A 21211-nucleotide genomic window follows, 5' to 3' on the forward strand; every position below is an offset into this window, starting at 1 on the left:
CGCTGCCTCCTTCGACCCGGCCGCCCCATGCGGCACTCGCAGCACGCTAGAGAACTCTTGTCACAAAAGAAACACTTTGTCCCAATTTTCTCAGATTCATCGGCGTGTCGGCTTGAAAGTTACATCCATGTAGTTCTAAGGGCGGGCGCCGTGTGCTGCGATATCCACGGACGAAGTGCATGGTTCTGGCGCCCAGGACCATGCGTCTCGTCCGTGGGTATCCCACCCGGGACCCGCCCCGAGAGGGCAGCGTCAGCGGTCGACGGGGACCGCGGAGGTGGTCGTCGTCGGGTGCGAGTGCAGGTGCTTGTCGAACTTCTGGCCGCTGGCGATCCCGCCGACCCAGAAGGACACGAAGGCGATCATCACGCCGGCGACGTCGTCGGCGATGTAGTGCCAGCCGAAGTAGAGCGTGGCGATGCAGGTGAGCCCGAAGTTGACCCAGAAGACCACCTTGAGCCAGCGCATCTGCGTCGTGTACTGCACCATCAGCGCCACCAGCAGCGTGATCGCGACGTGGAGACTGGCGAAGCCCGCCACGGACTGGACGGTGTCGGTGGTGCCCGCCCACAGGACCGAGTGCCGGCCGTCGGCGAGCGCGTCCATCAGCCGGCTCGCCTCGGTGGGCGGCAGGCCGAAGTAGAGCTGGGCGTACTCGAAGCCGGGCCCGAGCGTCGGCAGCGCGTAGTAGGAGGCGGTGCCGAGCGTCCAGGCGATGCACTGCGAGGTCACGAACCAGTAGCCGTAGGAGATGTTGCGCGACCAGACCAGCCAGGCCGTGACCGCCAACGGCACCAGCGGCAGGAACCACAGGTAGACGTAGGACAGCGGCCACGCCACGATCCCCTCGCCGAGGATCCCGTGCAGCACCACCGCCGGGTCGTGGCCGAAGAGCAGCGCCTTGTCGAGCATGTGCAGCTCGCGGTCGTAGAGGACGTCGCGCACCGACGGCAGGAACGACTTCAGGTTGCGGTAGCTGACGTAGACGACGTAGAAGCAGATGATGCCGAGCGCGACCAGGGTGCGGCGCTCCCGGTTCCAGTGTGACCGCCAGCGCTCCACGGCGATGCCGCGCCACAGCTTGGGGTTGCCGCGTGAGAGCCACAGCGTGCGCGGGACGAAGTCCAGGGCCAGGGCCATGCCGAGCAGCAGCGGCAGCCGCAGCCACGACGGGCCCAGGAAGCTGCCCTCGGGGTCGACCAGCTGCTTGTCGTAGATCACCGAGACGAGGACCGCCAGCACGCCCATGAGGACGGCGTTGCCCACGAGCAGGGCGTAGGCGCGGCGGTACACGGTCGCCAGTGTAGGGACCCGCGCACGTCAGCGGAGACCTGAGGTCGGGGCGGTCCGCGACCCGTCCACGACGAGTGCCACCCGGTCCCCGGCGGCCGGGTGGGCGTCCAGGCGGGCGACCGCGTCGAGCTCGCCGACCCCGTCGACGTCGACGACGAGGCGGATCTGCTCGGGCGTGACCCGGGCCGACACGACCGTGCCGGCGAGGGGACCGTCCTGGGCGACGACGAGGGCGGACCGGCGTACGGCGACCGCGCCGGTCTCCGGCAACCCGGCGGCGTGCAGCAGCCGGGCCGCGGCAGGCCCGGTCAGCACCCGGGCGTAGCCCAGGAACAGGGCGGTCTCCGGGTCGGCCGGCGTCCGCCACACGTCGGCGATCTCGCCCTGCTGCACGATCCGGCCGCTGCGCATCACCGCAAGCCGGTCGGCCACGGTGAACGCCTCCTCCTGGTCGTGGGTGACCATGAGCGCCGTCGTCCCGGACGACCGCAGGATGTCGCGCAGGTCGGTCGCGAGCCGCTCGCGCAGTCCGGCGTCGAGCGCCGAGAGCGGCTCGTCGAGCAGCAGCAGCCGGGGCTGGACCGCGAGGGACCGGGCCAGCGCCACCCGTTGGCGCTCCCCTCCTGACAGCGTGGCGGGCAGCCGGTCCTCGTAGCCCGCCAGCCCGACGAGGTCGAGCAGCTCGCGGACCCGCGCCCGCGCGTCCGGGGCGCGACGCAGCCGCAGCGCGTAGCCGACGTTGCGCGCGACCGTCAGGTGCCCGAAGAGCTGCCCGTCCTGGAACATCAGGGCGAACCCGCGCTTGTGGGTCGGTACGCCGGCCAGGTCGGCGCCGTCCCAGCAGACCCGCCCGGCCGCGGCCGGCTCGAGGCCGGCGATCGCGCGCAGCAGCGTGGACTTGCCCGAGCCGCTGGGCCCGAGGACGGCCAGCACCTGGCCGTCGGCGAGCGCCAAGGAGGCGTCCACGACGGCGGGCGCACCGTCGTACGCGATCGTGAGGTCCTCGACCGTCAGCACCTAGAGCCTCCCCACCGACGGCACCCGCAGCCGCTCCACCAGGAGCAGCACGAGGGCGGTGGTCGCGGCGAGCAGGACGGAGGCAGCCAGGGCCATGCCGTAGTTCATCGCACCGGGGTGCCCGATCAGCCGGTAGATCACGACCGGCAGGGTCGGGTGGTCCTCGCGCGCGAGGAACGACGTCGCGCCGAACTCGCCGAGGGAGACCGCGAAGGCGAACCCGGCGGCGGCGAGCAGCGGCTTCCAGAGGACCGGCAGGTCGACGGTCGCGAAGGTGCGCAGCGGGCCGGCGCCGAGCGACGCGGCGGCCTGGCGCTGCCGGTCGTCGACGCCGCCGAGGGCGGGCGCGATCGTGCGGACCACCAGGGGCAGCGCGACCAGCGCCTGGGCGACCGGGACGAGGAGCAGGGAGTCGCGCAGGTCGACCGGCGGCCGGTCGAGCGTGATGAGGAAGCCGAAACCGAGCGTGACCGCCGAGACGCCGAGCGGCAGCAGGAAGATGCCGTCGAGCAGCCCGCGGACGCGTCGCTCGGCCCGGGAGTGCGAGCGGCGGGACACCACGACGGCCACCAGCACACCGAGCGTCAGCGCCATCCAGGTCGCGTCGACGGCCGTGCGCAGCGAGGTCACCAGCGCGTCGGTCGCCGGCACGAGGAGCGCCTGCCGCGAGCCCTCCGTCGTGAGGGCCCGGTAGTTCGCGACGCCCCACCCGTCACCGACGCGCAGCGACCCGGCCACCAGCGCGGCCAGCGGCAGGCCCACGAGCACGACGACGACGGCGGTCGCCGCGACGCCCGGCCAGTCACCGCGCGTGGGCCGCGGGGGCCGGGCGGTGGTCCGTGCGAGCGTCGGGTCCGGGACGGTGCGCAGCCGGCTGGTCACCAGCAGCAGCGCCACGATCGCGAGCAGCTGGACGATCGACAGCGCCGCTGCGGCCTGCAGGTCCAGCAGGTTGGTCGTGAGCAGGTAGATCTCGGTCTCCACCGAGGAGTAGCGCAGCCCGCCGAGGGTGAGCACCACCCCGAAGGCCGTCGCACAGAAGAGGAACACCACGCTCGCCGCCGACACGATCGCGGGCCGCAGCGCGGGCAGGGTGACCGTGCGCAGGACGTATGCCGGGCTCGCCCCCAGCGCGGCCGCCGCCTGGGCGGGCCGCGGGTCCAGGGACTCCCAGGACGCGCCGACCGCGCGGATCACCACCGAGACGTTGAAGAACACCAGGCCGGCCACGATGGCGGCCGCGGACCCGTCGAGACCGAGGAAGCCGAGCGGGCCCGCCTCCCCGATGAGCTCGCGGAACGCCACGCCCACCACCACGGTCGGCAGCACGAACGGCACCAGGAGGGCGGCGCGCAGCGGCCCCCGCCCGGGGAACGACCGTCGGTGCAGCAGGTGGGCGGCCGGGACGCCGAGCAGCAGCGAGACCACCGTCCCGAGCACCGACGACCAGATCGTGAACCAGAGCACCCGCAGGGTGCGGGGCCGGGCCAGCACCTCGGCGACCGCCCCGGGGTCGAACCGTCCGTCGACGACGAAGCCCTCCGAGAGCATCCCGAGCACGGGCAGCACGAAGAAGACGCCGAGCACCGCGAGCGGCACGGCCGCGAGCGCGGCGAGCGTCAGGGGTCTCGTCAGGCTCGACCACCGAGGCGACGTGCTCATCGGGAGGTGACGTCGCTCCACTCGCGCAGCCACTCGTCACGGTGCGCGCTGATGTCGGCCGGGGCGACCGTCAGGGGGTCGGTGGGCTGGCGCGCGAACCGGGACCACTGCCTCGGCAGCGGCACCGACGCGTCGACCGGGAAGACGTACATGCTGTCGGGCAGCGCCGCCTGGACCTCGGGGGTGAGCAGGAAGTCGACCAGCGCCTCGGCACCCGTCGGGTTCTCCGCACCGGCGAGCACGCCGGCGTACTCCACCTGGCGGAAGCAGGTGTCGAGGAGGGCACTGGTCGAGGACCTCCCTCCGGACACCGTGAACGCCGGCGACGAGTCGTAGGAGAGCACGATCGGCCGGTCGCCCTTGCCGCCGCCCTGGGTGAAGTCGACCTCGTAGGCCTGCGACCACCCGTCGACCAGCTCGGTGCCGTTGGCCATCAGCCGCGACCAGTAGTCCTGCCACCCGTCCTCGCCGTAGGCGGCGATCGTGGCGAGCAGGAAGGCCATCCCCGGCGAGCTCGTGGCCGCTCCCGGCGTGACGAAGAGGTCCTTGTAGGCCGGGTCGGCCAGGTCGTCCAGGTCGGTCGGTGCCGCGAGGTGGTGGTCGGCGAACCAGGTGTCGTCGACGTTCACGCAGACGTTGCCGTTGTCGACCGGCGTGAGCGCGTGCTCGTCGTCGCCGGGCAGGCGGTAGCGGTCGGCACCGTCGGGCAGCGCGGCGTCGTACGGCGCGAAGACCCCGGCGTCGAGCGCCCGGGACGCGAAGGTGTTGTCGACGCCGAAGGCGACGTCGCCCAGGGGGTCGTCCTGGGTCAGGACCAGCTTGTTGGTGAGCGTCCCCGCGTCGCCGGACCCGCGGACCACCAGCCGGTAGCCACTCTGCTCCTCGAACCGGGCGACCAGCTGCTTGGGCAGCGCGAACGAGTCGTGCGTGACCAGCACGACTCGGTCCGACGCGGGCTGGTCGCTCCCGCCGTCCTCGCCGACCACCGAGCAACCGGTCACCACCAGCGCCGCGCCCAGCAGGGCAGGCACCACCGCATGCATGCGTCTCAACTCCGACTCCCTTCGCCGGTGCTAACCGGAGCAGGTTCATAGGGTCTGCGGCTGGTCCGCACTCTCAGCACGTCGAGGCGTGCTCCCCTGTCTTGTGGAGCCGAGCGTAGCCCGTCAGCGGGTGAGGGTGACGACCGCGTCGAGCCGGGCCAGCTTGGCCGGGTTGCGCACGACGTAGAGGCCGGTCACCAGGCCGTCCTCGACGACCATCGAGGCGACGGTGTCCAGCTCACCGTCGACGACCACCCGCAGCGCGGGCGCGCCGTTGACCACGACGACGTCGACCACGGCGTCGATGCCGTCGGTGACGGCATCGAGGAACCGGACGACCTTGTCGCGCCCCAGGATCGGACGCAGCGCGGCCTTCTTCACCCCGCCGCCGTCCGTGACGAGCACGACGTCGGGCGCCAGGACGTCCATCAGGCCCTGGACGTCGCCGGTCGCGACCGCGGTCAGGAAGCCCTGCAGCGCCCGCTCGTGCTCGCTCGGGCTGGGCTCGCGTCGCGGCCGGCGCTCCTCGACGTGCGCTCGGGCCCGGTGCGCGACCTGCCGCACCGCGGCCGGGGTCTTGTCGACGGCGACGGCGATCTCGTCGTAGGTCAGGTCGAAGACCTCGCGCAGCACGAACACCGCCCGCTCGGTCGGCCCGAGCGTTTCGAGCACGGTCAGCATCGCCAGGGAGACGCTGTCGGCGAGCTCGACGTCCTCGGCCACGTCGGGGGTGGTCAGCAGCGGCTCGGGCAGCCACGGCCCGACGTACGACTCGCGGCGGCGGGCGTTGGCGCGCATCCGGTTCAGCGCGAGCCGCGTCGTGATCCGCACCAGGTAGGCGCGGTCGTCGCGGACCTTGTCCCGGTCGACCTCCGCCCAGCGCAGCCACGTCTCCTGGAGCACGTCCTCGGCGTCCGCCGCCGACCCGAGCATCTCGTAGGCCACGGTGAAGAGCAGGTTGCGGTGCTCGACGAAGACGTCGGTGCTGGTCGTCATGCGGGCCTCACGGCACCCGACGGTACGGCGAGGGGCAGCTCGCACACATCCGAGAATCCCTGGCTCTGCAGCCCGACGGCCGCGTTGAACCGCGAGCGCATGTTCTCGATCGCGACCATCTGGGTGAGCTCCACGACCGCGGGCGCACCCAGCTGGTCGACCAGGCTCGCGGTCATCTCGTCGGTGACGGTCGGCGGCGTGACGCTCATCGCCTCGGCGTACCCCAGGACCTCGCGCTCGAGCGGGGTGAAGACGTCGGACTCGCGCCACCGCGGCACCTCGCGCACCTTCGCCTCGTCGAGCCCCTCGTCGTGCGCGAGGAAGTAGCCGAAGTTCAGGCACCAGCTGCACCCGATGACGGCGGCGCTCGCGAGCTGCGCGTAGGACTTCAGGTGCGGGTCGAGCTCGCGCCAGCGGGTCACCTTGCCCTCGAACCCGAGGACGGCCCGCAGCAGCGGCTTGTGGTGGAAGTAGACGTGCACCCCGTCGGGGACCTGGCCGTAGGTCCGGCGGGCGTAGGCGGTGAGGAACCGCCCGTAGAGACCGGTGACGGGGGCCTTCGGGATCCGGAACGTGCTCGGCATGGCTTCTCCTGACGGGTGTGTGCGTGCGTGTCGACCACCAGACACCGGCCAGCACCGATCTGTGACACCCGGTCTGTCAAGGTGGCCCTCATGAGCAGTACCGGTCCGAGCCGCCGCCACCAGCTCCTCGCCTGGGCCGTGCCCCGGCTCCGCGGCAGCTCCGAGCTCGAGACGCCGGAGATCGAGCGCGACCGCCTGGTCGCCGCGCACGCGCGCGCCCGAGCCGGCCTGCCGACCCGTCTGGTGCCGCGGTTCGACCGGCGCTTCTCGGTGGTCACCGAGGTGCTGACGGGGGCGGCGGGCGAGTTCGCGTCGTACGTCGTGACCCCGCGCGGCGCCGAGCCGCGGCGGACCGTGCTCTACCTGCACGGCGGCGGCTTCGTGTCCGGCATCGACCCCTTCCACGTCCGCTACCTCACCCGGCTCGCGACCGCGCTCGGGGCGCGGGTCGTGGTGCCGGACTACCCGCTGACCCCGGAGCACACCTGGCGCGACTCCCACGAGCAGGTCGCCGACCTGACCGCCCGGTGGACGGCCGACTCCGACCAGCTGGTGCTGGCCGGGGACTCCGCCGGCGGTGGCTACGCCCTCGCCGTCGCACTGACGCTGCGCGACCGCGGCGGGCCGCAGCCGGCCCGGCTGCTGCTGCACTCGCCGTGGGTCGACCTGACCACGAGCACGCCGGAGACCGCCGCGTTCTCCGCGGACGACCCGTGGCTGCACCTGTCGAAGATGGACGTCTACGCCGCCTGGTGGGCCGGCTCCGCGGACGACCTCGGCCGGCCGGAGGTCACCCCCGCGCTCGGCGACCTGACGGGGCTGCCGCCCGCGCTGATGTTCTGCGGCACCCGCGACACCCTCGCGCCGGGGTGCCGGCTGCTGGCCCGTCGGGCCGCGGACGCGAACTGGGACCTGACCTACGTCGAGCGACCCGGGCTGATCCACGTCTTCCCGCTGCTCCCGTTCATCCCGGAGGCCGGTGACGCCTGGGCCACCACCGTGGAGTTCCTGGCATGAGGTGCCTCGCGGTCCCCTTCGACCGGCTCGATCCCGAGTCCGTCTACGCGATCTGCAAGATCCGGCAGGACGTGTTCGTCGTCGAGCAGCAGTGCCCCTACCCCGACCTCGACGGTCGCGATGTCGAGCCCGCGACGCGTCACGTCCTGCTGCTGGCCGACGACGCCCGGTCCGACGACCTGCTCGGCTACGCCCGGGTACTGGACGACGGCGAGGTGTGGCGGATCGGGCGGGTGCTGCTCGCCCCTGCCGCGCGTGGGCGTGGATGGGCGGACCGGCTGATGTCCACGGCGCTGGCCGAGGCGACCGGGCGCGACGTGGTGCTGGATGCCCAGTCGCCGCTGGTCGACTGGTACCGCCTGTTCGGCTTCGAGGTCGCCGGACCGGAGTTCCTCGAGGACGGCATCCCGCACACCCCGATGCGCCGCTCCCCCGCGGCCCCGCCCGACCGGCCGTCCTGCGTCATCCTCCCGGCGGACTGACGGGCCGGTCAGCCCGCCGCGGTGAACAGCACCCCGTCGGGCGACTCCGCCCGGGTGGCGCGGCCCTGGGCGACGAGCAGCTCGAGGTGCGCCTTGGTCTCCATCGACGCCATCCCCTGCGCGAACGGGTCGAGCTCGCCGTACGCCTTCTCGTGCCGCGTCCAGCCCAGGTGGTGGGCCACCCGGTGCGCGGTGAGCGGACCGTCGGCCAGCGCGGCCAGGCTGAGCGCGAGCCGCTGCTCGTGGTGGGCGAGCAGCTCGTCGACCCGCGCGTGGGTCGACGGGGCGACCGGGCCGTGCGCCGGCAGGACCACGAGGTCCGGCAGCGCGCGCACCTTGGTCAGCGAGGCCATGAAGTCGCCGAGCGGGTCGGGCACCGGCGGCACCGTGAACCCGATGGACGGCGTGATGGTGGGCAGCACGTGGTCGCCGGCGAACAGCAGCCCGGCCGCCTGCTCGGCGAAGACGTAGTGGCCGGGGGTGTGGCCCGGGGTGTGCACGGCGTCGAGCGTCCGGGCACCGACCTCGATCGCCTGGTCGCCGGCGAGCCAGGTGTGCGGGTACTGCCACCACGCGGGGTCCGGCATCTCCGGCGTCCCGAGCGCCCACAGGTCGGCGATCTCGTGCGCGCCGGCGGTGCGGAGCACCTCCAGGAACGGGTTGCCGTCGAAGTCGACCGCGCCACCGAGCGCGTCGTTGAGCAGGTCGAGCCCGGGCTTCTCGCCGAGGCCGAGCGAGACGTCGGCGCCGTACTCGTGGCCGAGCACCGTCGCGAGCGTGTAGTGGTCGCGGTGGATGTGGGTCACCAGGAACCGGCGGATGTCGCCGAACCCGTAGCCGACGTCGCGCAGGCAGCGCTCCAGCAGGTCACGGGCGACCTCGATCGACCAGCCGCCGTCGATGAGGGTCAGCCCGTCGTCGGACTCGATGACGTAGACGTTGACCGCCTTGAGGCCGTCCATCGGCAGCGGCAGCGGGATCCGGTGGATGCCGTCGGCCACCCGCCAGGCGCCCTCGGCCGACCAGTGCTCGCCGGAGTCCGGCGAGACGGCGCGGGCGGTGGGGGTGCTCGACGAGGTCACGGGCGCGACCCTAGACGGACACGTCGGGGAACCCGAGGTCCAGGGTCGGCTGCTGGATGCCGCCGTCGATCTCGAGCAGCTTGCCGGTGACGTACTGCCCAGCCCTCGACGCCAGGTAGAGCACCCCGGACGCGATGTCCTCGGGCTCGCCCACCCGGCCCAGCGGGGTCTTCGACTCCAGCTGGTGCATCATCTCGGGCTGCCCGGCGACGAACTCGAGCGCGCTGGTCATGATGGAGCCGACGAAGATGCCGTTGACCCGGATCCGGGGCGCGAGGTCCTGGGCCGCCAGTCGGGTCCAGTGGGCGAGCGCAGCCTTGGCCGTCCCGTAGGCGACGAACCCGCGGTCCGCGGTGCGCCCCATCATCGAGCTGATCGTCACGACCGCCTTCTGGGCGCCGTCGTCGTGCTGCAGCATCAGGGGGACGGCCGCCCGGGTGAGCGCGTGGGCGGTCGTCACGTTGAAGTGGAACGCCTCGTCGAGGAACCGGCCGCTGGTCTGCAGGAACTCGCGCGGGAACGTGCCGCCGACGTTGTTGACGACCGTGTCGAGCCGGCCGAGCTCGTCGTACGCCGCCTGGGCCAGGCCGGCGACGGCGTCGAGGTCGTTGAGGTCGGCCGGTACGACGACGCAGCGCCGGCCGGTCGCGCGGACCCGGTCGGCAACCTCGGCGAGCTGGGACTCGGTGCGCGCCGAGATGAGGACGTCGGCGCCCGCCTCGGCGAGCGCGACGGCGGTGGCCGCACCGAGGCCGCGGCCGGCGCCGGTGACGATGGCGACCTGCCCGGGGACCGCGAACCGGTCGAGGATGCTCATGCCCTGCTCACCAGCCCCCTGCCGGTGACCAGCGGCAGGTCGAGGGCGGTGACGAGGCCACCCGGGGCGGCGACGACGGCGGGGACGGCGTTCACGATGCGCTGGGCGGTGACGATCATCCCGGAGACGTTGTGGTCGCCGTGCTCGCCGTGGTGGACGAAGTCGCACTGCATGAACGGCTCACCCTTGATGACGACCCGGTAGCAGCCGTCGCCCTCGGGCGGGGTCGGCCACTCGGGCACCTGGTCGGGCGCCGTACGCGTGTAGTGCTCGAGCACCACGCGCGGCACGCCGTCGACCTTGCCGATCAGCTGGAAGTGGACGGCGCCCATGGTGCCGGCCTGCACGTCCCCGCTGACGCTCGGCGTGTCGACCTCGGCGGCGCGGCGGTCGACCTCCTCGGTGAGCGGCTCGTCGAGGGTGATGCCGAGGCCGGCGGCGATCTGGCGGACGACGCTGCCCCACGCCATGGTCAGGATGCCGGGCTCCCAGAGGAACGCCCGGAAGTCCATCGGCCTGCCGAAGCCGAACAGGTCACCCATCACGACCGGCTGGTAGTAGGTCGAGTAGTCGCAGATCTCCATCACCCGGACCTCGTCGATGCGCTGCGACAGGCTGGTCAGCGACAGCGGGAGGACGTCGTTGGCGAACCCCGGGTCGATGCCGTTGACGTGCAGGCTCGCGCCCGTCCGCTCTCCGGCGCTCGCGATCCGGTCGAGCGTCTCGGGCGGCAGGATCCGCTCGGGCCACTGCAGGAGCACCGGGCCGCTGGAGGTCACGTTGACGCCGGCCTCGAGGAACTCGATGAGGTCCTCGATCGCCTCGAAGACCCGGTCGTCGGTCATCGCCGTGTGCACGATGGCGTCCGGCTTCATCGCGAGCAGCGCCTGCTTGTCGGTGGTCGCCGCGACCCCCAGCTCGCGGCCGAGGTCGGCCAGCACGCCGGCGTCCTTCCCGTCCTTGTCGGGGTTGGACACCCAGACCCCCACCAGCTCGAGGTCGGGGTGGGCGTCGATGCCCGCGATCGCGTGGCGACCGACCGTCCCCGTGGACCAGACGACGACCCTCAGTGGCTCTCCCATGCGGGGCAATCACACGCCGGTGCTCCCTCGGCGTGTCTGCACGTTTCACCGGTCGGCCGGTGAAGCGAACGACTCGACCTCCACGCACCGCGTGCCGGAGTAGATCGTGGGCATGCAGCGGTTGCAGTGCGAGCAGACGCCGGCGGAGGCGGAGCCCGCGGCCAGCCGGTTCACCAGGTCCGGCTCGCGGAGCAGCGCCCGGCCCATGGCGACGAAGTCGAACCCGTCGGCCATCGCCCGCTCCATCGTCTCGCGGCGGTTGATGCCGCCCAGCAGCATCAACGGCATCGACAATGAGCCGCGGAACCGCAGCGCCTTCTCGCGGAAGTACCCCTCCTCGAACGGGTACGCCTTGAGGAACGACCGGCCCACCGGCGTCCTCATCCCCCAGCGCACCAGCGGCGGCATCGTCGCGGCGAAGTCGGCGACCGGCGCGTCCCCGCGGAAGAGGTACATGGGGTTCATCAGCGACGACCCACCGCTCAGCTGCAGCGCGTCGAGGCAGCCGTCCGCCTCGAGCAGCTGCGCGTACGCCAGCCCCTCGTCGGTCGTCACGCCCCCCTTGAAGCCGTCGCTCACCGAGACCTTGGCGGTGACCGCCACCTCCGAGCCGACTTCGTCGCGGACGGCGCGCGCCACTTGGCGACCCAGGCGCGCCCGGTTCTCCAGCGAGCCGCCCCACCGGTCCCGGCGGCGGTTCAGGCCGGGAGCGAGGAACGACGAGACCAGGTAGCTGTGCGCCATGTGCAGCTCGAGCACGTCGAAGCCGGCCCGCACCAGCGTCCGGGCCGCGGACACGTAGGCGCGCGTCACCCGGGTCAGGTCGGCCTCGGTCGCCGCCCGGATCATCTGCATGGACAGGGGGCTCGGCATCCGCGACGCGCTGATCGCGTGGACGCCGTTCGAGCGGCCGTTGGCCACCGGACCGGCGTGCCCCACCTGGCCGGCGATCGCCGCGCCCTCGGCGTGGACGGCGTCGGCGAGCCGCGCGAGCCCGGCCAGGGAGTGCTCCCCGACCACGATCACCTCGCGGTGCGTCCGGCCCTCCGGGGCCACCGCCAGGTAGGCGACGGTGGTGAGCCCGACACCACCTCGCGCCACCGCGAGGTGGTAGTCGACGAGCCCGTCGGTCACCTGACCGTCCGGCGTGCACCCCTCGAAGGTCGCGGCCTTGACCGTGCGGTTGCGCAGCCGCACCGGGCCCAGCGTGGCGGGGGCGAAGACGTCGGTCACGGGACCAAACTAGAACACGTTACAGGTCCGCGCGAGCGTCCCGCTTCTGCCGGCGCAGCCACAGCAGCCCCGCGATCGGCAGCACGGCCGGCACGAACCCGTAGCCGATCCCGTAGTCGGACCAGACCGAGGCGTCGGGGAACCAGCGGTCCACGACGATCGACAAGGTGCCGACGGTGAGCACGCCCGCGAGCTCCACCCACAGCATCACGCTGGCGAAGCCGGTGTGCCCGGCCGACGCCTGGCGGATCGCCCACCAGCCCAGCGCGTAGGTCACCGCCGCCGCGAGCGAGAGCCAGTAGGCGACCGGCGCCTCGTCGTACTGCGTCGTCAGCTGCACCAGCGCCCGCGCTCCCGCCGCGAGGGTGAACAGCGCGTAGAACGCGAGGAGGACCTTGTGCGGCCCCGACCGGGGCACCGCGGCCTCCGGCGTCACGCCGTCATCTCCAGTCGTACGGCGATCACGCCGATCGCCAGCGCCGCGACCGCGACGACGGCCGAGGACCACACGGCGCGGTCCCCGTCGACCGACCTCATCGCGATGGGCAGCACGCACACCGACGCGATCAGGTAGCCGACGTAGGTCGAGGTCGACGGCGGCGGGTCGTCGCCCAGCAGCGGCCCCAGCCCGATCAGCGCCCGGACCACCAGCAGCAGCTCGAGCATCCAGGCCATCTGGTCCAGCCAGCCCGGCCGCTCCTGGCGGCGGACCGCGACGACGAGCGCGAGCACGACGACCAGCAGCGCGTAGCCCACGACGATCCACGTCACCTGGGTGCTCACGCTCGGCATGGCAGCATCATCGACCATGCCTCCCGACGCGCTGGTCGCCGCCCTCCGTGCGGCTGGCTGCGTGTACGCCGAGGACGAGGCCCGCGAGCTGCGCGAGGCCGCGACCGACGCCGGCCACCTCGAGGCCCTGCTGGCCCGGCGGGTCGCGGGCGAGCCGCTGGAGCAGGTGGTGGGGCACGCCGGGTTCTGCGGCCTCCGCATCGCGGTCGCACCGGGGGTGTTCGTGCCACGCCTGCGCTCGACGGCACTGGTGCGCCGGGCCACGGCCGGTCTGCGGCCCGGGGACGTCGTGGTCGACCTGTGCTGCGGCACCGGCGCGATCGGGGCGGCCGTCCTGGCCGCCGTACCCGGCGTCGAGGTGCACGCTGCCGACCTCGACCCCGACGCCGTCGCCTGCGCCCGTCGCAACCTGCCCGCCGAGCGCGTCCACCACGGCAACCTCTACGGCGCGCTCCCGCGCGACCTGCGAGGGCGCGTCGCGCTCGTGGTCGCGAACGCGCCGTACGTCCCGACCGGCGCCATCGCGACCATGCCGGCCGAGGCCCGCGACCACGAGCACCCCGTGGCGCTCGACGGCGGACCCGACGGGCTCGACGTGCAACGCGGGGTCGTCGCCGGCGCACCCGAGTGGCTGGCGCCCGGCGGCAGGCTGCTGGTCGAGACGAGCGTCGCGCAGGGTCCGGCGACCGCCGCCCTGATGGAGTCCGCGGGACTCGTCGCCGAGATCACGCACGACGATGACGTGGACGGCACCGTCGCGACCGGCCGCCGCCCTACGCTGCTGCCGTGAGCACCGGCGACCTCGCCCTCACCTGGTGGGGACACGCGTCGACGACCGTCGACCTCGGCGGCGTCCGGGTCGCGACCGACCCGCTGCTCAGCGACCGGCTCTTCCACCTCCGGCGGTACGCCGCCAGCCCGGCCGCCCACGCCGGCGAGGCCGACGTGGTGCTGATCTCCCACCTGCACCACGACCACCTGCACCTGCCCTCGCTGCGCCGGTTCGCGCCGGACGTGCCGATCCTCGTGCCGCGCGGCGGGGAGCCGCTGCTGCGCGGCCTCGGCGCCGACCGGGTCCGGCCGGTCGAGCCCGGTGACGTGGTCGAGGTCGCGGGGGTGACCGTCCGCGTCCTGCCCGCGACCCACGACGGCGGGCGCGGTCCGCACACGCGCATCACCGGTCCCCCGCTGGGCTTCCGGGTCGACGGCGGCGGCCGGTCGTTCTGGTTCCCCGGCGACACCGAGCTGCGCGAGGACATGCGCGACGTCGGGGCGGTCGACCTCGCCCTGGTCCCCATCGGGGGCTGGGGGCCGACGCTGGAGGACGGCCACATGAACCCGGTCGACGGCGCGTCCGCCGTCCTCACCGTGGGGGCCGAGACAGCCGTCCCGGTGCACTGGGGCACCTTCTGGCCGCTCGGGCTGCGCCGGATCGCGCGGTCCAACCACGAGCGGCTGTTCACCACGCCCGGCCAGCGGTTCGTCGACGCGCTCGCGGGCCAGGCCGTGCACGCCGTGCTCGCCGAGCCCGGCCGGCAGATGGCGCTCTGAGCGACCCGCCCCGGGCCCCTCAGGAGAGCAGCAGGTGCGCCACGAGCGCGTTGTGGTCGCTGTTCATGCCCCCGACGACGCGCTGCGCGGTGAACCGGATCCGCCCCGCCTCGTAGGCCTCGCGGTCGGCCCAGACGTAGTCGATGCGGCGGTCGTTCTCGGGGTAGGTCGCCCCGACGTCGGTGCCGAGCGCCATGTACGACGAGATCGCGACCGGGCCGAGCACCGCCCGCGGCCCGCCCGCGGGGTCCTCGGCGGCATCCGCGCGAGCGTCGAAGTTGAAGTCGCCGGTGCCGATCGCCTCGTGGTCGCCGAGCCCGCGCCAGGTCGACGCGATGCTGCGCAGCTGGGCCCGGGCGCGGCCGGCGTTGAGCGTCGGCGTCCAGTGTCCGGGCCGGGCGAGGTCCTCGATCATGTGCGGCAGGTGGGCGTCGACCACCGTGAGGGTCCGGCCCGTCTCCAGGTGGCGCAGGGTCACCGTGAGGACCAGCCGACGCGCGAAGGGGTAGCGCCCCTCGGTCACCGTCACACCGCGTGCCACCTCGCGCAGGTGGGCCGTCACGAGGTCGAACTGCGAGCTGCGCCAGGACACCGCGAGCTCCGACCCGGGCGAGGTGTAGGTCTGCCAACCGGGCAGCGCGTGCAGGACGCCGGAGAAGTTCTGGGCCTCCTGCCACCCGATGACGTCGACGTCGGCCTCTCGCGTCAGCCGTTGCGCATCCTGGCGGGCCTGGTCGGCCGACAGCTTGTAGAACATGTTGAACGACGCCACGCCCACGTGCGCCGGCTTCAGCCGCAGGGGTGCGAGCCCGGCGCTGGCCACGCCGCCCCGGCTGACCTCGAGGTGCTGCACGGCGTCCTGCCCCCGGGACGCGCCGGACGGTGCCACGGGGGCCGACGCCGGTGCGACCGCGCCGCGCGGTGCGGCGCCGTGGTGGACGAAGGGGAGGACAGCGAACGCGGCGACCGTCGCGACGAGCAGGACCGGCGGCGGACCGTTCCAGCGCAGGGGTCGGCCCGGGTCGTGGCGGCGCCCGAGACGGACCCGTCGGACCACGCTGCTTCCCCTCAGCTCGCCGGTAGGTCAGGCCACGCTAACCTCACGAGCCCCGTGCACCCCGCAGGTCACGGGAGTGTCGGCGACATCGGTTCGCGCCGGCGCCGGGGAGTAGCGTCGCGGCCGTGTCATCGGTCGAGCCGCACCCGCCCGGGACCAGCCCGGTCGACCTGCTCGGGACGTGGGAGCTGCGCCGCACCGTCGAGGACCGCCGGTCCGGCCGGCGCCACGACGTGCGCGGCACGACGACGCTGGCGCTGGAGTCGGCCGACCGGGTGCGCTGGCACGAGACGGGGACGATGACCTGGGACGGTCACACGGTGCCGGTCGAGCGCACCCTGTTCGTGGTGCGCACCGAGGCCGGGTGGTGGGTGGAGTTCGCCGACGGTCGTCCGTTCCACCCCTGGGCCGTGGACCGCCGGGTGGAGCACCCGTGCGCGCCGGACCACTACGTCGGGCTGATCGAGCTCACCGACGACGGTTGGCGGGTGGAGTGGCACGCGAGCGGGCCCGAGAAGGACTACCTGATGACCACGGCGCTCCGCCCTGCGGCGGACGCCGAACGGCCCGGCTGAGCACGGCCTCCTCAGGCCGCCCGCGACGCGGGCGCCGTGCGGCCGACCACCGGGAGGGCGTGCACCGACGCGCGCCGGTCGCGGCGGCGTCCGAGCTCCGCGACGACCTGGACCAGGCCGACCAGGCCGAGCACGGCGGTGACGGCGGCCAGGGCGAGCACCGCGATGGCGAACGGCATGAGGGTGGAGGTGTCGATCATGGCGAGGTCCTGTTCTCGAGCGCCTCCCGGAGCGTCCGGGAGAGCGGTTGGCATCGAATGATCACTAAAGGTAGTAATCGATCAATACCTTGTCAAGAGTGCCCCCGAGCCGTGGTGCCGTCCCGCCGAATCCACTAGAACGTGTTCCATGTCCGGCGCCGGCCGCCTACTGTCCCCCCATGAGCACCCCCTGGCCGCGCGCGGAGCTCGAGGCGGCGTTCCAGCACTACCAGGACGAGGTCGACCGGATCGCCGGCTCCGGCGACTGGGCCCGGTTCGCGGACCTGTTCACCGAGGACGCGACCTACCGCGAGCACGCGTACGGCGACTTCGCCGGACGGGAGGCGATCCGGGGCTGGATCGTCTCGACGATGACCACCTTCCCCGGCAGCGCGATGCCCCGGTTCCCCATCACCTGGCACGTCGTCGACGAGGACCGCGGCCGGATCGTGTGCGAGGTCTGGAACGACCTGGTCGACCCCGGGGACGGCGAGCGGCACGGGGCCGCGAACATCACGATCCTCACCTACGCCGGCGACGGACTGTGGTCGCGCGAGGAGGACGTCTACAACCCGGCCACCTTCTTGCGCGCGACGCGGCGCTGGGCGAAGGTCGCCGACGCGCACGGCCGTCTCTCCGAGGAGGGCCGGGCCTGGCTCGCGTCGTTCGGCTGAGGAGTCAGCGCGCACGCGAGCGAGCAGCAGGTCGCCGCTGCGGCCCGTCAGGTCACCCGGAGCCGCACGGCGCCCGCGGCGTACCCGCTGCGGGTGACCCTGACCGTGATCGGTCCCTTCGCCGTGGACGGCGGGAACGTGATCGTGCACCGCCCGCTCCCCGAGGTCGTGCACGACCGGCCGCCGCCCTGGACGTGGGCGGCGCCGACGGCCGCACCCGCGTCGGTCACGGTGAAGGTGACCGTCCGGCGCACACCGTGCCGCCACGTCGTCGGGGTCGCCCGCAGGGTGAGGCCCGGCACGACCTGGGTGTGCCAGAACCCGTCGCCGACGTTGACCACCACGTCACCGCGGCCGGTCGTGCCGTCGAGCGCCAGGTCGTAGACCGCCGCCTTGTGCGGAGGCATGCCGACGGTGCGCACGGCACCGAAGGTCGCACCGTTGACCGCGGTGCGGACCGCCCGCACGCGCGGGATGTTGTCCGACCAGGCGACCCACAGCCGTCCGGACGGTCCCGGGCTCAGGGACATCGTCGCGGCGTACCGGCTGCCGGGCACCGTGCGCACCGTCGACGAGCCGACCCGCCACAGCCCGATGTGGTCGCAGGTCGGGTAGCCCACGCAGTAGGCGGCGTAGATCCCGCCGCCGGACCTGGCCGCGAGGGCCACCGTGCCGGTGGACACCGAGCTCGCACCCTGGCTGGACTGGGGTGCCTTGGTGGTGGGCCCGACCGTGGGGAGGATCTGCTTGACGAAGACGCCGTTGGTGCCGCTGGTGCCGCCGTTGGCGTACCAGGCCAGCCAGACCGCGGCGCCGCTGCGGACCATGGCCAGGTCGTAGACGCAACAGGCACCGAAGGTGAAGGCCTGGTCGGCCTCGGGGCCCGTGCCCACGTGCCAGGTGATGTCGCTGCTGAGGGGGAACGCGGCGACCGGGGTGCCGTCGGCGAGCTCGACGCCCGCGGTGCCGTAGCTCCCGTACGCCGAGTGGCTGATCCCGACCGCCTGCGCCGGCAGCGTCCAGCTGCTGCCGGACGCCGGCGCGGTCGCTGTGTACATCCGCCCGTCGGACCAGAAGCCCGACGAGAGGGTCTGGATCCCGCCGAAGACCATCCGCAGCCCGGTCCCGTCGCCGATCAGCGCGGGCGCGGAGTCCAGCGTCGACCAGCCGGGCGACAGGACGGTGGACTGGTTCGCGAGCGAGCCGTCGGGACGGACCGACGTGTGCCCGTAGGTCGAGGCGCTGCCGGCACCCCTGGGGTAGACCACGTGCAGCACCCCGTCGGCGGTGCGGTGCAGGCTCGACTCGTAGCCGATGCCCACGGTGCCGGTGGAGATCTTGGTCCAGTCCCCCGGGTCGGCCTGGGCCGGCGGCGGTGCGGCCAGGACGCCGGCGAGGAGCAGGAGCGGGGCGAGCCAGAGCGCGTGACGTCGTCGCATGCTCCCGACCATGCTCTCGACACCCGGGCGGCGCCATGGTCCGAACGGGCCACCGGACGGGCCCCGTCCGGGCAGTCCCGGCATGGCCGATCGGCGCACAGGAAGGTCACAGACGACGGACAGCGAGGCGCCAGCGGCGATGCCTAGGTTCACGACCATGACCGACGCACCTCTGCCCTCCAGCACCCGACGGCGCCGCACCTGGCGCCGGATCGTCGCCGGCAGCCTGATGGCCGGCTCGCTCGCGCTCACGACCGCCTGCGGCGTGGCGGCCACCGACTCCTCGACCGCGTGGCCGGGGTCCGGCGGCTCGTCGAGCTCGAGCACCTCCGGCGGGACCACCCTCGGACAGGGGTCCTCGACCGGCGGCCACGCGACCTCCCAGGGGTCCTGAGATGCCCGTCGCCACCGACGACTGGAGCCTGTGGACCACCTCGGCGCGGCTGGTGGTGACCGAGCCGTCCCGCCTGCCCGAGGCGCGCACCGTCGCCGACCGGCTGCTGGCCGAGGTCGACCTGGCGGCCAACCGGTTCCGCGGCGACAGCGAGCTGCGCCGGCTGCCGGCCCGCTTGACCCAGGGCCACGGGCGGACCCGCATCTCCCCCGTGCTCGAGCGGTTGCTCACCGTCGCGCTCGACGCGGCCGCGTGGACCGACGGCGCCGTCGACCCGACCCTCGGCCGGGCGCTGGTGGACCTCGGCTACGACCGCGACCTGGCGGCGCTCCCGGCGTACGACGGCCGACCGGTCGTGGCCCGCCAGGCACCCGGCTGGCAGCGGGTGAGCGTGGGCGACGGCTGGCTGACCGCCCCGCCGACGCTCGAGCTGGACCTCGGCGCGACCGCGAAGGCCGCCGCCGCCGACCTGGTCGCCGGGGCTGTCGCCGACCGGTGCGGCACCGGGGTCCTGGTGAGCCTCGGCGGCGACATCGCCACCGCCGGGCCGGCGCCCGAGGGTGGCTGGCAGGTGACCGTCGGCGACGGGCCCGGCGAGCCGGTCTCCCACGTGACCCTGCCCGCCGGCTCCGCGATCGCCACGTCGAGCACGCTGCACCGCACCTGGCACCGCGCGGGTCGGACGGTGCACCACATCCTCGACCCGGCCACCGGCCTCCCGGCGGCCGCGGTGTGGCGGACCGTCAGCGTCGCTGCCGACCGCTGCGCCGACGCCAACGCGGCCAGCACCGCGGCCGTCGTCAAGGGCACCGCCGGCCTGCGGTGGCTGCGCGAGCGCGGCCTCACCGCGCGGCTGGTCGACGACACCGGCCGCGTGCACCCCGTGGGCGGCTGGCCCGCCGAGCAGCAGGCCGCCTGACGCCGGCCACGCGCCGGGGGTTGTCAGGCTCTTCCTGACGTTGTCGGGGGTTGCAACCCCCGACAACGTCAGGTTTCCCCGGCTGACCGGGGATTCATCCACCCCCGGGAGGCCGCCCGGGCCTACGCGGGGGCGGGGGTGCGACTGCCGGCGCCGGCCCACCGGAACGGGAAGAACACCAGCACCGGGATGAGGAAGTAGCCGACCCGGCTGTAGGGGACCAGCAGGAAGGCGAGGCAGAGGCCGAGCGCGATCCGCGACGCCGCCCAGGTCACCTCCGGCGACGACCGCAGCACGCACCAGGCACCGAAGGCGAGGGCCGCGGTGACGACGAGCAGCGCGGACGCCCAGGACGGCAGGCCGGCGAGCCGCAGCAGGACGCCGGGCAGCGGCGAGGAGGCCGGCGACTGCACCAGGGAGGCGCCGGCGGGGAACTCGACGACGTTGTCCCACATCCCCCGTGGGTCCACCCGGGCGACCGGCAGCACCGCGACCAGCGTGGTCGCCAGCGTCACCGCGCCGAACCGCAGGGACGCCGCGAGCCCGTCGCGGCGGTAGATGCAGACGGCGAGCACGAAGGCCGCGCAGAGCCCGGTGGGCTTCATCGCCATCGTGAGGCCGATCGCGACGGCGCTGGCGGTGTAGCGGTGCCGGGCGACCAGCGCGACCGCCAGCACCGTGAGCGCGGCCTGCGGCACGTCGATCCCGCTGACCGCGATCGCCGCCGCGACGAGCGGACAGGCGACCAGCAGCGCCAGCCGGGTGTCCAGCGCGGCCGCGTGGTCGACCGGGCCCTCGGGCACCCGTCGTGACCACACCCGCACCGCGACCAGCGCAGCCACCAGCAGGGCGAGGGCCGGCAGCCGCAGGTCGCCGCCGGTCGCCGGCACCGCGCCGAAGAGGTAGAGCGCCGGCAGGTAGGGGCGGTAGTCGTAGACCGAGGAGGGATCCGGGAGGTAGGGGCTCCCTGCCGCGAGCAGCTGCAGCGCACCGGTGTGCACGACCCGGACCTCCGGCTGCCCCATGCCGCGGGCGACCAGCACGAGGGTCGGCACCAGCACCGACCCGACGGCCGCCACCAGGCAGGAGCGGCGCGCGCCGAGCCCCACCGACAGCCCGAGGAGAGCGGCGGCGTACCCGATCGCCGCGACCGTCGCCCACTCCCTCTGGGTCTCCCGGCTCGGGTCGACCAGGACCCAGAGGGTGAAGGCGAGGTACGTCGTCAGCACGACCCGCTCGGCGCCCACACGCCGGACCGTCGCGACCGCCCGCTCCCTCAGCGCGCCCACGAGACGATGCTCC

Annotated in this window: 24 protein-coding genes and 1 riboswitch; of the genes, 8 read left to right on the plus strand and 16 right to left on the minus strand. The window is 73.7% G+C overall.

What is annotated here, in order from left to right; all coding sequences use genetic code 11:
* Window positions 1–252 precede the first annotated feature (252 nt).
* From ACILRH_RS11440 to ACILRH_RS11465, 6 genes are all read right to left on the minus strand, one after another.
* Window positions 253–1293 carry a phosphatase PAP2 family protein gene (locus ACILRH_RS11440; protein ID WP_395693366.1) on the minus strand — a complete coding sequence of 347 codons (1041 nt, stop codon included), beginning with the start codon at window positions 1291–1293 and terminating at the stop codon, window positions 253–255.
* Window positions 1294–1320: 27 nt separating this feature from the next.
* Complete coding sequence (locus tag ACILRH_RS11445; RefSeq protein WP_395693368.1) at window positions 1321–2310, minus strand: ABC transporter ATP-binding protein; 990 nt, start codon at window positions 2308–2310, stop codon at window positions 1321–1323.
* Window positions 2311–3972, minus strand: coding sequence for an ABC transporter permease (locus ACILRH_RS11450; protein WP_395693370.1), 1662 nt, complete (start codon window positions 3970–3972; stop codon window positions 2311–2313).
* The gene (locus ACILRH_RS11455) at window positions 3969–5015 is read right to left on the minus strand and encodes a thiamine ABC transporter substrate binding subunit (RefSeq protein ID WP_395693586.1); all 1047 of its coding nucleotides are present in this window, start codon (window positions 5013–5015) and stop codon (window positions 3969–3971) included. Before ACILRH_RS11455 ends, ACILRH_RS11450 begins: the two co-directional genes overlap by 4 nt.
* Window positions 5015–5123, minus strand: a riboswitch (TPP riboswitch). Its footprint overlaps the gene before it by 1 nt.
* Window positions 5124–5138: 15 nt before the next feature.
* Window positions 5139–6011, minus strand: coding sequence for an RNA polymerase sigma-70 factor (locus ACILRH_RS11460; protein ID WP_395693372.1), 873 nt, complete (start codon window positions 6009–6011; stop codon window positions 5139–5141).
* Window positions 6008–6595: a carboxymuconolactone decarboxylase family protein gene (locus ACILRH_RS11465; protein WP_395693373.1), complete on the minus strand. Its 588-nt coding sequence runs from the start codon at window positions 6593–6595 to the stop codon at window positions 6008–6010. The genes ACILRH_RS11460 and ACILRH_RS11465 overlap by 4 nt, the downstream gene beginning before the upstream one ends.
* A 90-nt stretch (window positions 6596–6685) precedes the next feature.
* On the opposite strand from ACILRH_RS11465, the gene ACILRH_RS11470 reads away from it, so the two are divergent.
* The gene (locus tag ACILRH_RS11470) at window positions 6686–7612 is read left to right on the plus strand and encodes an alpha/beta hydrolase (protein WP_395693374.1); all 927 of its coding nucleotides are present in this window, start codon (window positions 6686–6688) and stop codon (window positions 7610–7612) included.
* The gene (locus ACILRH_RS11475; protein WP_395693375.1) at window positions 7609–8094 is read left to right on the plus strand and encodes a GNAT family N-acetyltransferase; all 486 of its coding nucleotides are present in this window, start codon (window positions 7609–7611) and stop codon (window positions 8092–8094) included. Before ACILRH_RS11470 ends, ACILRH_RS11475 begins: the two co-directional genes overlap by 4 nt.
* An 8-nt stretch (window positions 8095–8102) precedes the next feature.
* Here ACILRH_RS11475 and ACILRH_RS11480 read toward each other — a convergent pair whose 3' ends face one another.
* From ACILRH_RS11480 to ACILRH_RS11505, 6 genes are read right to left on the minus strand one after another with little or no spacing between them, the layout of a single operon-like run.
* The gene (locus tag ACILRH_RS11480) at window positions 8103–9176 is read right to left on the minus strand and encodes an MBL fold metallo-hydrolase (RefSeq protein WP_395693376.1); all 1074 of its coding nucleotides are present in this window, start codon (window positions 9174–9176) and stop codon (window positions 8103–8105) included.
* A gap of 10 nt (window positions 9177–9186) precedes the next feature.
* On the minus strand, window positions 9187–9993 hold the full coding sequence (locus tag ACILRH_RS11485; RefSeq protein WP_395693377.1) for an SDR family oxidoreductase: 807 nt from the start codon (window positions 9991–9993) through the stop codon (window positions 9187–9189).
* A complete protein-coding gene (locus tag ACILRH_RS11490) occupies window positions 9990–11075 on the minus strand; it encodes a diacylglycerol kinase (RefSeq protein ID WP_395693379.1) in 1086 nt (361 codons plus the stop codon). Before ACILRH_RS11490 ends, ACILRH_RS11485 begins: the two co-directional genes overlap by 4 nt.
* Before the next feature lie 45 nt (window positions 11076–11120).
* Window positions 11121–12308, minus strand: a complete 1188-nt coding sequence (locus ACILRH_RS11495) for an NADH:flavin oxidoreductase (RefSeq protein WP_395693380.1) — start codon at window positions 12306–12308, stop codon at window positions 11121–11123.
* 19 nt (window positions 12309–12327) lie between these two features.
* Window positions 12328–12744: a hypothetical protein gene (locus ACILRH_RS11500; protein ID WP_395693382.1), complete on the minus strand. Its 417-nt coding sequence runs from the start codon at window positions 12742–12744 to the stop codon at window positions 12328–12330.
* Window positions 12741–13100 (minus strand): hypothetical protein, encoded by a 360-nt coding sequence (locus ACILRH_RS11505; RefSeq protein ID WP_395693384.1) that lies wholly within the window; start codon window positions 13098–13100, stop codon window positions 12741–12743. Before ACILRH_RS11505 ends, ACILRH_RS11500 begins: the two co-directional genes overlap by 4 nt.
* 16 nt (window positions 13101–13116) lie before the next feature.
* On the opposite strand from ACILRH_RS11505, the gene ACILRH_RS11510 reads away from it, so the two are divergent.
* Together ACILRH_RS11510 and ACILRH_RS11515 are read left to right on the plus strand one after the other, a co-directional pair.
* The gene (locus ACILRH_RS11510) at window positions 13117–13890 is read left to right on the plus strand and encodes a putative protein N(5)-glutamine methyltransferase (protein WP_395693385.1); all 774 of its coding nucleotides are present in this window, start codon (window positions 13117–13119) and stop codon (window positions 13888–13890) included.
* The gene (locus tag ACILRH_RS11515) at window positions 13887–14651 is read left to right on the plus strand and encodes an MBL fold metallo-hydrolase (protein WP_395693386.1); all 765 of its coding nucleotides are present in this window, start codon (window positions 13887–13889) and stop codon (window positions 14649–14651) included. The genes ACILRH_RS11510 and ACILRH_RS11515 overlap by 4 nt, the downstream gene beginning before the upstream one ends.
* Window positions 14652–14670: 19 nt before the next feature.
* Here ACILRH_RS11515 and ACILRH_RS11520 read toward each other — a convergent pair whose 3' ends face one another.
* A complete protein-coding gene (locus ACILRH_RS11520) occupies window positions 14671–15708 on the minus strand; it encodes an endonuclease/exonuclease/phosphatase family protein (protein WP_395693388.1) in 1038 nt (345 codons plus the stop codon).
* A 125-nt stretch (window positions 15709–15833) separates the two neighbouring features.
* Here ACILRH_RS11520 and ACILRH_RS11525 point away from each other — a divergent pair, with 125 nt between their 5' ends.
* Window positions 15834–16283, plus strand: coding sequence for a DUF6314 family protein (locus tag ACILRH_RS11525; RefSeq protein ID WP_395693390.1), 450 nt, complete (start codon window positions 15834–15836; stop codon window positions 16281–16283).
* A gap of 11 nt (window positions 16284–16294) precedes the next feature.
* Here ACILRH_RS11525 and ACILRH_RS11530 read toward each other — a convergent pair whose 3' ends face one another.
* The gene (locus ACILRH_RS11530; RefSeq protein ID WP_395693392.1) at window positions 16295–16483 is read right to left on the minus strand and encodes a hypothetical protein; all 189 of its coding nucleotides are present in this window, start codon (window positions 16481–16483) and stop codon (window positions 16295–16297) included.
* A gap of 179 nt (window positions 16484–16662) precedes the next feature.
* Here ACILRH_RS11530 and ACILRH_RS11535 point away from each other — a divergent pair, with 179 nt between their 5' ends.
* Window positions 16663–17157, plus strand: coding sequence for a nuclear transport factor 2 family protein (locus ACILRH_RS11535; protein ID WP_395693394.1), 495 nt, complete (start codon window positions 16663–16665; stop codon window positions 17155–17157).
* A 47-nt stretch (window positions 17158–17204) separates the two neighbouring features.
* On the opposite strand, the gene ACILRH_RS11540 is transcribed toward ACILRH_RS11535, so the two are convergent.
* Complete coding sequence (locus ACILRH_RS11540) at window positions 17205–18596, minus strand: hypothetical protein (protein ID WP_395693396.1); 1392 nt, start codon at window positions 18594–18596, stop codon at window positions 17205–17207.
* A 157-nt stretch (window positions 18597–18753) separates the two neighbouring features.
* Between ACILRH_RS11540 and ACILRH_RS11545 the strand changes: the two genes are divergently transcribed.
* Window positions 18754–18990 (plus strand): hypothetical protein, encoded by a 237-nt coding sequence (locus tag ACILRH_RS11545; RefSeq protein WP_395693398.1) that lies wholly within the window; start codon window positions 18754–18756, stop codon window positions 18988–18990.
* A gap of 1 nt (window position 18991) precedes the next feature.
* A complete protein-coding gene (locus ACILRH_RS11550) occupies window positions 18992–19909 on the plus strand; it encodes an FAD:protein FMN transferase (protein ID WP_395693400.1) in 918 nt (305 codons plus the stop codon).
* Between the two features lie 122 nt (window positions 19910–20031).
* Here the strand turns inward: ACILRH_RS11550 and ACILRH_RS11555 are convergent, their stop codons facing one another.
* Window positions 20032–21198, minus strand: a complete 1167-nt coding sequence (locus tag ACILRH_RS11555; RefSeq protein ID WP_395693401.1) for a glycosyltransferase 87 family protein — start codon at window positions 21196–21198, stop codon at window positions 20032–20034.
* Window positions 21199–21211: the final 13 nt, after the last annotated feature.

The sequence above is a fragment of the Nocardioides sp. genome, assembly GCF_044226765.1.
Taxonomy (GTDB): domain Bacteria; phylum Actinomycetota; class Actinomycetes; order Propionibacteriales; family Nocardioidaceae; genus Nocardioides.

Coding starts and splice junctions, on each gene's coding strand:
- ACILRH_RS11450 (WP_395693370.1), bottom strand. CDS start 3,972: ATGAGCACGTCGCCTCGGTGGTCGAGCCTGACGAGACCCCTGACGCTC.
- ACILRH_RS11505 (WP_395693384.1), bottom strand. CDS start 13,100: ATGCCGAGCGTGAGCACCCAGGTGACGTGGATCGTCGTGGGCTACGCG.
- ACILRH_RS11550 (WP_395693400.1), top strand. CDS start 18,992: ATGCCCGTCGCCACCGACGACTGGAGCCTGTGGACCACCTCGGCGCGG.
- ACILRH_RS11470 (WP_395693374.1), top strand. CDS start 6,686: ATGAGCAGTACCGGTCCGAGCCGCCGCCACCAGCTCCTCGCCTGGGCC.
- ACILRH_RS11535 (WP_395693394.1), top strand. CDS start 16,663: ATGAGCACCCCCTGGCCGCGCGCGGAGCTCGAGGCGGCGTTCCAGCAC.
- ACILRH_RS11545 (WP_395693398.1), top strand. CDS start 18,754: ATGACCGACGCACCTCTGCCCTCCAGCACCCGACGGCGCCGCACCTGG.
- ACILRH_RS11455 (WP_395693586.1), bottom strand. CDS start 5,015: ATGCATGCGGTGGTGCCTGCCCTGCTGGGCGCGGCGCTGGTGGTGACC.
- ACILRH_RS11475 (WP_395693375.1), top strand. CDS start 7,609: ATGAGGTGCCTCGCGGTCCCCTTCGACCGGCTCGATCCCGAGTCCGTC.
- ACILRH_RS11485 (WP_395693377.1), bottom strand. CDS start 9,993: ATGAGCATCCTCGACCGGTTCGCGGTCCCCGGGCAGGTCGCCATCGTC.
- ACILRH_RS11510 (WP_395693385.1), top strand. CDS start 13,117: ATGCCTCCCGACGCGCTGGTCGCCGCCCTCCGTGCGGCTGGCTGCGTG.
- ACILRH_RS11530 (WP_395693392.1), bottom strand. CDS start 16,483: ATGATCGACACCTCCACCCTCATGCCGTTCGCCATCGCGGTGCTCGCC.
- ACILRH_RS11460 (WP_395693372.1), bottom strand. CDS start 6,011: ATGACGACCAGCACCGACGTCTTCGTCGAGCACCGCAACCTGCTCTTC.
- ACILRH_RS11490 (WP_395693379.1), bottom strand. CDS start 11,075: ATGGGAGAGCCACTGAGGGTCGTCGTCTGGTCCACGGGGACGGTCGGT.
- ACILRH_RS11540 (WP_395693396.1), bottom strand. CDS start 18,596: ATGCGACGACGTCACGCGCTCTGGCTCGCCCCGCTCCTGCTCCTCGCC.
- ACILRH_RS11465 (WP_395693373.1), bottom strand. CDS start 6,595: ATGCCGAGCACGTTCCGGATCCCGAAGGCCCCCGTCACCGGTCTCTAC.